8 protein-coding genes are annotated in these 12,706 nt (G+C 54.5%); 6 read left to right on the forward strand and 2 right to left on the reverse strand.

Going from position 1 to position 12,706, the window contains the following annotated elements; all coding sequences use genetic code 11:
* Positions 1 to 198 precede the first annotated feature (198 nt).
* Complete coding sequence (locus JTM80_RS05285; protein WP_205370729.1) at positions 199 to 735, forward strand: pentapeptide repeat-containing protein; 537 nt, start codon at positions 199 to 201, stop codon at positions 733 to 735.
* 151 nt (positions 736 to 886) lie between these two features.
* Here JTM80_RS05285 and ilvD read toward each other — a convergent pair whose 3' ends face one another.
* Positions 887 to 2,572: a dihydroxy-acid dehydratase gene (gene ilvD, locus JTM80_RS05290; RefSeq protein ID WP_172354593.1), complete on the reverse strand. Its 1,686-nt coding sequence runs from the start codon at positions 2,570 to 2,572 to the stop codon at positions 887 to 889.
* 386 nt (positions 2,573 to 2,958) lie between these two features.
* Between ilvD and JTM80_RS05295 the strand changes: the two genes are divergently transcribed.
* Positions 2,959 to 3,798, forward strand: coding sequence for a pentapeptide repeat-containing protein (locus tag JTM80_RS05295; RefSeq protein ID WP_172354591.1), 840 nt, complete (start codon positions 2,959 to 2,961; stop codon positions 3,796 to 3,798).
* Between the two features lie 149 nt (positions 3,799 to 3,947).
* On the opposite strand, the gene hmpF is transcribed toward JTM80_RS05295, so the two are convergent.
* The gene (hmpF, locus tag JTM80_RS05300) at positions 3,948 to 5,708 is read right to left on the reverse strand and encodes a pilus motility taxis protein HmpF (protein WP_172354589.1); all 1,761 of its coding nucleotides are present in this window, start codon (positions 5,706 to 5,708) and stop codon (positions 3,948 to 3,950) included.
* Between the two features lie 1,427 nt (positions 5,709 to 7,135).
* Here hmpF and JTM80_RS05305 point away from each other — a divergent pair.
* From JTM80_RS05305 to JTM80_RS05320, 4 genes are all read left to right on the forward strand, one after another.
* On the forward strand, positions 7,136 to 8,449 hold the full coding sequence (locus JTM80_RS05305; RefSeq protein ID WP_205370732.1) for a response regulator: 1,314 nt from the start codon (positions 7,136 to 7,138) through the stop codon (positions 8,447 to 8,449).
* Positions 8,450 to 8,708: 259 nt separating this feature from the next.
* A complete protein-coding gene (locus tag JTM80_RS05310; RefSeq protein ID WP_068508027.1) occupies positions 8,709 to 9,074 on the forward strand; it encodes a response regulator transcription factor in 366 nt (121 codons plus the stop codon).
* 35 nt (positions 9,075 to 9,109) lie between these two features.
* Positions 9,110 to 9,640, forward strand: coding sequence for a chemotaxis protein CheW (locus JTM80_RS05315; protein ID WP_172354585.1), 531 nt, complete (start codon positions 9,110 to 9,112; stop codon positions 9,638 to 9,640).
* An 88-nt stretch (positions 9,641 to 9,728) separates the two neighbouring features.
* Complete coding sequence (locus JTM80_RS05320) at positions 9,729 to 12,635, forward strand: methyl-accepting chemotaxis protein (RefSeq protein WP_205370733.1); 2,907 nt, start codon at positions 9,729 to 9,731, stop codon at positions 12,633 to 12,635.
* Positions 12,636 to 12,706 lie beyond the last annotated feature (71 nt).

A 12,706-nucleotide genomic window follows, 5' to 3' on the forward strand; every position in this document is an offset into this window, starting at 1 on the left:
GCATAAACTTATAGCTTGTATAGGAATAGATAAACTCACTAAGAAAACTAAAAGAAGATTAAGTAATCTATTGATCGGTTAGGAGTGTTTGTAAACTCTTGTAAAGGAGTGAACTGAACTATTGCAGGCAGTTTCAGCGCTGTGGCGATCGCCGTTGCAGCGCTGGGTTCTGCTGGATAAATGCCTATTATGGAACGAATGTCAGTTGAAACGCTTTTAGCGGAATATGCTGCGGGAAGACGCGATTTTAGCTATCTCGATTTAAGCCAATCTGACCTATTTGAATGCAATTTACAAGATATCAATCTCCAGGGCAGCAACCTCAGACAAGCTTATTTGGCCTATGCCAATCTCAGTCGCGCAAACTTGCAGGGAACTCAACTGCAAGCTGCGGAATTGGGTAATGCGCGGCTACAATCTGCCAACTTAAAACAGTCGTCGCTCGATCGGGCAAACCTATCGCGCAGCATTCTCTGCTACGCAGATTTGGCGGAGGCATCGCTCCAGGAAACCAATTTCCAAAGTGCTGACTTGCGCTACTCTAACCTGGCTGCGGCAAACTTGCAGGCGGCAAACCTAGTGGGGGCAGACCTCCAGCAAGCCAAGCTAGAGGGGGCGAATATTGGCCAATGTAATTTGTTTCGTGCCCAGTCGGCAGATCTGGATGGGGCGATCGCCGATAGAGGCACGATTTTTCCAGATGGGCATCGGGGGAGTGATGGATCGATGGGTTGATTGGAAGATCTCCAACCTGCATCACTCCCAGCCTTTCTAAGTAGGTAGACATTAATAAACATAAAATCCAAAGACCCTGCGCCGCCCGCGCAGCGGGCGGCGCAGGGTTCAGGATCTGTTTTTTAATCTGGTCTATCTATTTAGAACAAATCTAAAACAAATCTAAATCGGTCACTGCACCCTTGCTGCTCGACGAAACCAGCGTGGCATATTTGGCCAAAACGCCTTTGGTATAGCGCGGCTTGGGTGGCTGCCACTGGGCGCGGCGCTGAGCCAGTTCCTCATCGGAGACGTTGAGTTGCAGCAGGCGAGCGTCTGCATCGATGGTAATGCTGTCACCTTCCTGCACTAGGGCGATCGTACCGCCGACATAGGCTTCGGGGGCGACGTGGCCGACCACCATGCCGTAGGTGCCGCCAGAGAAGCGTCCGTCGGTGATCAGCCCTACAGAATCGCCCAGCCCTGCGCCAATAATGGCAGACGTGGGAGCCAGCATTTCCCGCATTCCAGGGCCGCCTTTCGGCCCTTCATAGCGAATTACTAGGACATCGCCTGGATTAATTTTGTTGGCCAAGATCGCGTCCAGACACTCCTCTTCAGAGTTATACACGCGGGCAGGGCCGGTGATTTTGGGCTGCTTGACCCCGGTGATTTTGGCGACTGCCCCTTCGGTAGCCAAATTGCCCTTGAGGATGGCCAGGTGTCCGGCAGCGTACATGGGGTTGCTCCAAGGGCGAATCACGTCCTGATCGGGGCGCGGCTCGTCGGGAATATCCCTCAGACGCTCGGCAATGGTTTCGCCCGTAACGGTAATGCAGTCGCCGTGCAGCAGTCCGTGATTCAGCAGCATTTTCATGACCTGGGGAATGCCGCCGGCCTGGTGCAGATCGGTGGCCACGTAGCGGCCAGAGGGCTTCAGATCACACAGCACGGGCACGCGCTGGCGAATGCGCTCGAAGTCGTCGAGCGTCCACTCGACCCCGGCAGAATGGGCGATCGCCAAAAAGTGCAGCACCGCATTGGTGGAACCGCCCACGGCCATCACCACCGAAATCGCATTTTCGATGGACTTGCGGGTGATGATGTCTCGCGGGCGCAGGTTTTTACGAATCGCCTCCACTAACACTTTGCCGGCCAGTTCTGTGTTCTCTGCCTTTTCGGGGTCAACTGCCGACATGGTGGAGGAATACATCAGGCTCATGCCCATCGCCTCAAAGGCCGACGACATGGTATTGGCTGTATACATGCCACCGCAGGAACCTGCACCAGGACAGGCGTTGCGCTCCACCGACATCAGCCGCACCTCGTCGATACGTCCGGCGCTATACTGCCCCACAGCTTCAAAGGCGCTGACAACCGTTAAATCTTCTCCTTCCAAATGTCCCGGCTTGATCGTGCCGCCGTAGACAAACACAGCAGGAATATTCATGCGGGCCATGGCGATCATAGCACCGGGCATGTTCTTGTCGCAGCCGCCGATCGCCAGCACGCCGTCCATGCTCTGAGCGTTGCAGGCGGTTTCGATCGAGTCGGCAATTACATCCCGCGATACCAGGGAGTATTTCATGCCCTCAGTGCCCATCGAGATGCCGTCGCTGACGGTAATCGTGCCGAACAGTTGCGGCATTCCCCCCGCTGCCCGAATGCCTGCCTCTGCTTTGGCTGCCAGCGGCGCAATGCCCATGTTGCAGGGGGTAATCGTGCTGTGGGCGCTGGCAACCCCCACAATCGGCTTGTTGAAATCGTCGTCGGAAAACCCGACCGCCCGCAGCATTGCCCGATTGGGGCTGCGCTGCACACCTTGCGTAATCACCTGACTTCTGAGGGTTTCAGACATTCAACTGGTTCCTTAAGACTTCAAAACAGTTCGGTAACGTCAACTCCGTTGATGCGGGGTTTACATTTCTGTAGAAGCCTCATAGCGCAAGGCTTCCACAAAAATATTCAACCTTTTAATGAACCGGAGTTGATATAAAACCATTCGGTATGAGGCGACACCGGAACTTTTATTTTCCCAAACCAAGGGACAGTTTTGGCGGAAGATCCGCATCTCCCTGACAACAGAATGCAGAAGAATGCAGATTCTCGGCTGCTGGCGGGCACTCTAAGAGAATCAGTTCCCTGAATAGCCTGCTCAGCAGTTCATGCTAATCCGCTGGCTCCAGTCACCGATGGGCGATCGCCCAACCCACCCGCCTGCCTACTGCTATGATGTTAACCTTCATGAACGTTGATGAACTCCTGAGCCACTATGAAGCGGGGGCACGAGATTTTCGCGAAGCCAAACTCAGTCAGTTCAACCTGAGCGATCGCGATTTGCAAGGCATCAACCTGCGGCGGGCAAACCTCAGCGGCGCAAATCTACGGGGTGCAAACCTGCGGATGGCAAATCTGCGAGAGGCAAATCTTGCTGGGGCCGATCTTCGAGGCGCAGATTTGACAATTGCCAACTTAATTGGCGCAGAGTTATATCAGGCGGATTTGAGCAAAGCGACATTGACCGATGCCGGCCTGCGGAGCGCAAAACTCACAGAGGCAACCTTGGTTCAAGCCGTGCTGATAGGTGCAAACCTAGCAGAGGCGCTGCTAGATCGAGCCAATCTGACCGAGGCCAACCTGAACGATGCCAGCCTCAACCGGGCGAAACTGATTGCGGCCAACCTGACTCGCGCTACGCTGGAAAATGCGAATCTAACCAATGCTATTTTGAACGAGTCGCTCATGGAGCTGGCAAACCTGACGGGGGCTATTTTGCACGGAGCCAGCCTAGAAGAAGCCGACCTGCACGGAGCCGAGCTAAGCCGCACCCGCCTCAGCAGTGCCAACCTGATCAACGCCAGCCTCAGCCAGGCGAATGTGCGCGGCGCAAACCTGAGCTGGAGTTCGCTGCGGGGCGCAAATTTGTGCAAAGCGAACCTGTATCGCGCAAAGCTAAACTGGGCGAATCTGAGCGAAACGAATCTGAGCGAGGCGATGCTGATCAGCGCAACTGTTTTGCAAACCAATTTCCAAAACGCCAATCTGCGCGGGGCGATTATGCCCGATGGTTCATCACATGGTTAAAACCTTATTCTGACTGCTTCGCGATGCCAGCGTGAGAGGGGTTTGCGGTTAGAAGCGAACTAGAAACAGACAAGGAGCAATCCTGGGCGATCGCTCCTCGTTTCAAGGCTTTAATGTAAGTTTCAAAGCTTCAATGAGACAGATGCAGATTAGGTAATCACAAACTCCGGCGTGCGCTGCTCGGTCAGGCTGCTAATGGTTTGCCGCAGTTCGGCGATCGCCTGGAGTTGATAGTCGCTGGTCTCCTGAAACTGGTTCAGAATCTGCCCAATTAACTCCAACTTCTCGCGGACACCGCCCGTGCCACCCTGAGCCAGGGCCAGCGCCTCCTGGTAGGCATTCACTTTGCCCCACTGCTCGCCCACAGCGGCTTTCTGTGCCAACACCTGCTGCTCTAGTTCCATTGCCCGATTCCAGCGATCTTCCTGCGCTTGGGATTGCTGATCGACTGACTGCTGAGCCTGTTCGACGGCGGCTTGCAGTTCTTGCACCTGGGCTTCTGCCTGCTGAAGCTGGGCTGCTAGCTCCTGGCGCAGGGTCTCAAGCTGTGTCAACACGGGCGCAATATCGACAGTCTCTTCTGATGCGTCCGCGGTCGCTCGTCCCTGGCGCTTGTCCAGCACAGTCTGATGCTGTTTTAATACGGCCTGGCGCTCTTGCAGGTTGCGGCGCTGTCCGACCAGCGTCTCCTCCAGCATCCGGTAGCGATCTTGCTCGTCGGTGAGTTCAGCTTCCAGACGCAGGCGATCGTACTCGCTGGCTTGCTGGATCTGCTGCTGCAAGTTCTGTATTTCCTCTTTCTGTGCCGTTAGCTCCTCTTCCTGGCTATTGACAAAGCGAGACATTTTTTCCAAGTCATTGGTCAGGTCGCGGACGATGTTTTCCAGTTCCTCAATAGGCATGGATTCCAGACCGCTGACATCGACCTTTGCGCCCACGGTAAAGCGATCCGACACATCGGCGAGCTGGCAAAACTGCTGGTGCAGGCTGTCCTGCTGTTGCAGTTGGGTGGTGAGGATTTGCACCTGCTCTTGTTTGAGTTCGAGCGATCGCCGCAAAGCTGCCAGTTCATCCCGCGCCTGATCCAAACCCGCTTTCGACTGTTGCCACTCTTGCCAGAGGGCTTGCACCTGCTGCACCTGCTGATCGAGCGCGTCCTGCGCCTGTTGAGCGGCGTTGCGCTGTTCGTCCAGCATTTGATAGTGCTGATCGAGCGTGGTTTGCTGCTGATTTAGCAGGTCAAAGGAGGTCGTCACCTGCTCTCGGACTGCTTCGGTCGGGGCGATCGCCCCTGCCAGTCGGTTCAGCAATTCTTGCAGTTCCTGGGCTTTTGCATCATCCAGCACGGCCGCTTGGGTGAATTGTGCCTTTTGCTCATCTAGCCGGCCCATCTCGCCCCGAAGCTGGGCCCAAGCTCCTTCTAGCTCCTGGTTTTTACGGTCAAATTCTGCCTTCAGAGCCTCGACTTCCTGCCGCTTGCTTTCAATCTCTTGGCGTTGCTGCTCCAGTCGCTCAAAGTCTTCCTCCATTTCCTGAAGCTGCTCCTGTCGGGCTTCCATCTCCATTTCCCGACGGTTTAGCTCTTGGCTTTGGTAGGTCAGCGATTCTTTCCACTGCTGAATTTCTTCTTCCTGGGTTTTGTAGCGCTCCTGCGCCCGCGAAAAGTTTTGCAAAATCGCAACCAATTGGCGACCCGCTTCGGCGTGGCGCTGCACCTGCTTAGTGCCGCTTAGTTCCACCATCACCAACACGCCGGCCCCATAGGTCACGTCGTCGGGCGCAGGGATGACCTCTTCACCCGGCACCGCGCTCCAGCTATTTTCAGAGCGCTGGCAGGCAAGCAGCCGCAGCTCAGCCTTACTGCTGCCAATAACTCTGCTTTTTCTCTGTACTTCCGCTAAATACAGCACGCCAGTCGTCCCCTTACTTGTATCGTCTACGGTTTGGTTTACATCAGGCAGTTGCCAGCAGTGGCAGGATCGAAACCCGTCAAGATGATGATTGGGTTTATGTTGGGCGATTCACTCAAATGAGCGCTACAGCGTATACGTAGTTACACAACAATATGTAGTTACACAATATGAGCCTAAATAATATGAACCTAAGGCGGACTGAAGCGACTAGGCTTGGGTGCAGTAGCGGGCGATCGCCCCGTCCAAAAAACAAAGACCAGGAAAAATCTCACCCTGTGGGGCGGCATATCGACCCTGAAACGCCAGAGAGCTTGCCGAACAAGCCGCCCATCTGGCTCAACTCATCTGACTCAGCACCCACGCGCCCACAAGCCACTGCTCCAGGTGGGTTTAATCAAGATAAGACGGCTGTTTCCATCCCTATTTCCATCAAATGTAGCATCATCATCTCCTCTGAGACTTGATTCTAGTTTGCAATCCAGAAAATGCAAGCAAAAAATGCAAGCAAAACTAAGTGGATCAGTCCAATCCGTGTCTCTACCGCGTTCAGAGCTAATTTATGAAGCAAATCTTAAGAAGCCTGAAACTCTTGGCATGTGTGGCTTTGAGGTCATGTTTGCCCAGGAAAAGCGGTTTCTCGGAAATCCTTGATTAACAAGGCTTTCAGGCTCCTTTACAAATTAGCTCTCAGACTCTATACGGGGAAATGAGAACCGGGACTCTATAGGGACTCTAGAGAAGAACTCTAGCCGACTCTAACCTAGGACTGAACCCCAGAGCGCTGAAAATTCAGCGAGAGGAACCCGGAAAAACCTGCCCCTCCTTAGAACAAACCCACCAAAACAGACCCAACAAGCCAAACTCTGGCAAATTTGACAAACCTAGCGGATTTATCCTGTCCCAACTGACTATATCGGAGTCATGGACTGGGCCTCCTTCGGTGCGGCTGGTCTGAGCTAGCTGGATCGCTGGGATATCTGGCGATCGCCCCAACGCCTATCCGGGCTTGTGCCTATAAGACTTGCTCTAAAATCTAGCTTCCCTGCCTCCCCCTATTGCTCCCTGCCCTCGGCGCAAAGCCTGAATTCCTGATAGTCTAGAGTGCCCAAGTCAAGGCTGGATTAACGCCTCCGGATAAAATCTCAGCCAATCAGCGAAGCTCAGAATTCGGCAGCCTCACCCGCTAGCAGCGCCAAGACAGTGGAACAATACAGACATTCGCCAGATATTCTGGGGTTTGTCTACTTTGACAGGCAATTGGGGAATCATACTGGATGACAAAGGCAGAAAAACATTGGGCATCATGTCAGAATTGACTTTCAACGGTTGACCCAGGCTCACCTCAGCGCCTGCCCAAAGCCGCGAACCGCCCGCAGCAGACCAGCCCAAGCCCAGCACTGACCTTGAGGGGGTGATTTGGCGATATGCAGGGGAACTTGAATGAAATTGATATCCGCAGCATTCTCCAGCTCGTGGAACTGGGTCAGCGCACGGGCGAACTGTTTGTAGAGTCCTACGGGCTGGGTGGAATGCTGCCAGGAGGCGACACCAATACTGCGCCAATCGTCCTGCGAAACCGTCTCGCCAAGACCACACCCTCGCAGTCCTGGTTTGTCTTTTTTCTAAACGGTCAAATCATCTACGCAGGCGATGCCCGGAGCGATTTGTCTCGCTTGCGCGATTACCTCCGTCGCTATCAGTTGGAAGCATCGCTGAATGGGGTAGACACTGGAGGGGCGATCGCCACTACCAACACCCCCGAATATGGACACCTCTGGGCTCTGCTGGAGCAGCGCATCCTCACCCCCGCCCAGGCCCGCAGCATCATCCACAGCATGGTGCGCGAAACCCTGTTTGACCTGCTCAGCCTGCACCAAGGCAGCTTCATCTTTGAAATCGGTTCTCCCCTCGCCCCCCAACTCACCACGCTGGAAATTGGCCCACTACTTGCCCGCATCATGACTCAGGTACAGTCCTGGAAAAAGTTTCATCCTCATATCCAATCCCCCGATCAAGGGCTGGTTGTGGTCGATGGCGATCGCCTCCGCGACTCCGTAAAAGAAACCACCATCGCCGCCCTCAGCGACTGGATGGACGGACAAACCTCCATCCGGCAAATCTCTCGCTACCTCAACCGTGACCTCATCACCGTCGCCAAAGCCCTCTACCCCTACATCAAGCAAGGCATCGTCCAGCTTGCCACCCCGACCCCCAACACCCTGCCCACAAAGCCCAAGCCCACCATTCAAACCCCCGTCCCCCGCATCGTCTGCATCGATGACGGCACCTCCATCCGCAAAGCCATTGAGTCTATCCTCCGCAGCCACGGCTACGAAGCCACCTCCATCGGCAACCCCCTCAAGGCCCTCAGCCTGGTCTTTCAGCTCAAGCCCGACCTCATCCTGTGCGATATTTCCATGCCCGAACTGGATGGCTATGAAATCTGCGCCATGCTCCGCACCTCCACTGCCTTCCGGCAAACCCCAATCATCATGCTCACCGGACGCGACGGCTTTATCGATCGCGTCAAAGCACGCATCGTCGGCGCAACCGACTATCTCACAAAACCCTTCGGCGAACAAGAACTACTCACACTGGTCGAAACCTACATTGGCCCAGGGCTAGAAAACCCGCCCAACGTTGAAAGACTCCTGGCAGAAGACTTAGAAAATGCGTTAGAACTTGATATCAAACCACCCCCTACCGATGCTTCTTCATTTCCACCCCATCCCGCTTAACCCGGCACAGGAGCCTGCAAAACACCCGTGAAGCAGAGGGTTGCCAATATTTGCCAATGTAGTTTGATGTTTTGTCAAAATTCTGCCAACACAGAGGTCAGGTGTTTTGCAAATGCCAACCTTCGCTATCTTTAAAGGGCACCGCAATAAAAGGGCATTATTTTTATTAGTAAGTTTCCTAGTAGGCTTCTAGAATCCACTCAGTGTTTACCCCAGCGGTTTTCGCGAAATCAACACTATGGTTGCAAAGTAAGGCGTTATGAGTAGAGTTTTGGTTGTAGAAGACAGCGTGACCCAGCGGGAAATGATTACTGACCTGCTAAAAGGCAGCGGACTCGATGTTACCGTAGCTAGCGATGGTGTAGAAGCGCTAGAACAAATAGAAGGCCATAGCCCTGACCTAGTGGTTCTCGACATCGTAATGCCCCGCATGAACGGATACGAGGTCTGCCGACAAATTAAAGCCAATCCCAAAACTCAAAACATCCCCGTTGTGATGTGTTCCTCTAAGGGGGAAGAATTCGATCGCTATTGGGGCATGAAGCAGGGTGCAGATGCATACATTGCAAAGCCGTTCCAACCAACCGAGCTAGTGGGCACGGTCAAGCAATTGCTGCGGGGATAGCTCAGATGAACCAGGTAAAGATAGGTTAATCGTCCATGATAGGCAATCCAGATTTTTTCACAGGCAGAGGGCAGGATCAGGTCGCAGAGTTTCAGGAGCTAGACAGTCCTGAAGGAGAACTACACCTGCGATTTTTTATGACTTCGGGTGACGAGTTTGCCCTGCCTGCGGTAGGAATCAAAGAAGTGATTGCTTCTCCGCCCGATCGCATCACGCCCATTCCGAATGTCTCTCCCCTGCTGTTGGGTACTCTAAACGTGCGAGGGCGCGTTGTTTGGGTTGCCGATCTAGGTCAGTTTCTGGGAGACTCCGTGCCACTGAGTACCGATCGCTCAGAAATCTACGTCATCGCGGTTGAAGACCAAGACACCATGTTGGGGTTGGCCGTTGACCTGATTAACGGCATGGACTGGCTTCCCCTTGACGACATTCAGGTGCCAACCAACCTGCCCGACGGCATGGCTCCCTTTATTCGAGGCGAATGGGCCGTTGGAGACGCTCAAGATCGCCATTTAAGACTGCTAGATCAAGTCGCAATTCTGAGGTCGGCCCGATGGGCTGCTTGACTCAGCTTCAATCAGTTCGATAACTCACTCGACAACCCATTAGACCGAGGCACATTCGGAGACGCGCACAGGCTTAAGGAGAAGGCACATGGGATCAAGCACTGGATACGCACAGGAATATCAGCAGGCTGAAAGAGCCTATATGCAAGGAAAATACGACGATGCAGCAGCGGTGATCGATCGCCTTGTAGAAGACTATCCCGATGACCCCAATGTGCGGCTATTGCGCGGACATATTTACTGCTATGGCCTCCAGCAATACGACATTGCGCGTGAACAGTACGAGTTTGTGCTGTCGCTGACCAACGACCCAGAGTATGTCGATTATGCCAACAGTGGGTTAGAAACAATCCAGCAGTATAGCGATGCTGGTGCGACGGTTGCCCCAGATGCCGGATTTGACGACATTGACGGTGATTTTGTTAGCACAACTGACTCCCAAACTTACTTTGAAGAGGGTGGCGATCTAGGCGACTTGGATAATGCTTTTAGCTTCGATGGGCTGGACTTCAATGGTGCAGAAGACCCATTTGCCGGCCCTGAAGCGATTCCGTCGCCCTTTGACAACCCATTCGCAGGCGACAACGCAGGCGATGGCTTTGGGTTGAATGACCCCTTTGCGGCATCAGATGATCCCTTGGCTGGGCTGGCGAGTTCAGCAGATACAGGGTTAGGGCAGCCATCGCCCTATGTCTTTGACGATCCCGAACAGTCGATGGAGAACTTTGCAGCGGCTGGATTCGACGATCCGGCGGCGGATGCAGACTTATCTTTTGATTCGGGGTTAGAGGACGAGGTGTTTGAATCTTTTCCATCGCCTTCTGCCAGCGGCGGTTTTGCTATGCCTGCTGAATCGACTGGGGAAGAGACTCTATTCATGATGTCGGATGAATTTGAAGCCTTGTCGTCTGAAGAAGATGGTGAAGCAACGTTTGGGCATGGTCAGCCGCAAGAGGATGACCCGTATGCTGCCCCAGATTATGGAACGCCAGATTACGGGGCATCAGCTTATAGCGCATTGAACCATAACCCATTGGACTATGGCATGTCGGATTATGGTACGGCAGGTTATGCTTCTCCGTCTCATGAGACAAATGGCTACTCGATGCCGAGCTATGGCAACGGCAGCAGTAGTTTTTCGGCAGATTTGGATGACCATACCTTTGTGGACAGTGGCAATAGCTATGCGCTGGACGACCTGGATAGCCTGGACGATTTCTCAACCAGCGAAGACCCCCACAGCGGCAGATCGGTTGGAGGGGCGGATTTTCTAGATGAGTTTGAAGAGTTCGATGATTTGGGTAGCCTGCCCGATTTCGATATGTCTGACCATTCGGCTGGCTTTACGAGTCCTTCGGTCGGCGGCGAAAGCTTTTTGGTTTCCGGGCGTGCGGGCATGGTGTCCAGTGAGAGTGGGTTTGACTTGACTGACGGGGGAGCCGATCAGTCGGTGATTCGAGAAGACGAAATCTTCAGCTTTTCTGGTGTATCGGATGCGCTGCCGACCTTTACTCAGGGCGATGGGCGGAGTGTGGAGGCTGAGGTGGCTGAGCAGCAGGGCTGGCTAGCTCCCTTGGCAAACGCGCCGCTCGACAGCAAGAAGTGGCTGATTGGCTTGGCGACGGGTATCACATCGGCGATCGCCGTGGCGACGATCGGCTTCCTGGCATCCAACTTTCTAGTGCCCGAAGAAGACCGCCCGACCATTATTCCAGCAAGCCAAAAGATGGGGCTGGTGATGGCGGTGGCGGCGGGTCTGGTTGGTGGCGGTACGGCAACGGCTCTGAGCGCTGCGTCGAATCGTCAAATCAAGCGCTCGGTGAGCGATTTGCAGGCGCAGTTCAGCGCTGTGTCGCAAGGCAATCTGAACGCTCGTGCAACGGTTTACTCCGAAGATGAACTGGGCCAACTCTCGTCTGGGTTTAACCAGATGGCGCGGGTGATTTTGACGACCACTAGCGAAGCCCAGCGCAAAGCGGAGGAGCAGGAGCAAGCGAAGGAAGACCTGCAACGTCAGGTGATTCGCCTGCTGGATGATGTGGAAGGCGCGGCACGGGGCGACCTGACGGTGCAGGCAGAGGTGACCGCAGACGTGCTGGGTGCAGTTGCTGACTCGTTTAACCTGACCATTCAAAACCTGCGAGAAATCGTGCAGCAGGTGAAGCAGGCGGCGCGGCAGGTGACTAAGGGATCTACCGAGAATGAGATTTTTGCGCGATCGCTCTCTTCTGATGCCTTGCGGCAGGCGGAAGAGCTAGCCGTCACGCTGAACTCTGTGCAAATGATGACCGATTCGATTCAGCGGGTAGCAGAGAGCGCCCGCGAAGCCGAAGAGGTGGCTCGTTCTGCCTCTACCACTGCGCTCAAGGGCGGAGAAGCGGTGGAGCGCACCGTATCCGGCATTCTAGAAATCCGCGAAACAGTGGCAGAAACGACTCGCAAGGTGAAACGCCTGGCAGAATCGTCCCAGGAAATCTCCAAGATTGTGGCTCTGATTTCCTCCATCGCTTCTCGCACCAACCTGCTGGCACTGAACGCCAGTATCGAGGCGGCGCGGGCAGGCGAAGCAGGACGCGGATTCGCAATCGTGGCAGACGAGGTGCGCCAGCTTGCCGACCGGGCCGCCAAAGCATCGAAGGAAATTGAGCAAATCGTGCTGCAAATTCAAAGCGAGACTGGCTCGGTGATGACCGCGATGGAAGAAGGTACGCAGCAGGTGATCGAGGGCACCCGGCTGGCAGAACAGGCAAAGCGATCGCTCGAAGACATCATTCAGGTGTCGAACCGCATCGACGTGCTGGTGCGCTCCATTACCACCGACACCATCGAGCAAACCGAAACCTCCCGCGCCGTGGCTCAGGTGATGCAGTCAGTGGAATTGACCGCCCAAGAAACCTCTCAAGAAGCACAGCGCGTGTCGGGTTCGCTGCAAAACTTGGTGGGCGTTGCCCGCGACCTGCTGAACTCGGTGGAACGGTTCCGCGTTGAAAAGTAGTGTCTTCTGCGTCTTCTTGACTGGCTTGCTCGGCACTTGATGGAGCTTTGGATAGATTCGGGTACATTAGG

The sequence above is a fragment of the Thermoleptolyngbya sp. PKUAC-SCTB121 genome, assembly GCF_016919485.1.
Lineage (GTDB): Bacteria > Cyanobacteriota > Cyanobacteriia > Elainellales > Elainellaceae > Thermoleptolyngbya > Thermoleptolyngbya sichuanensis.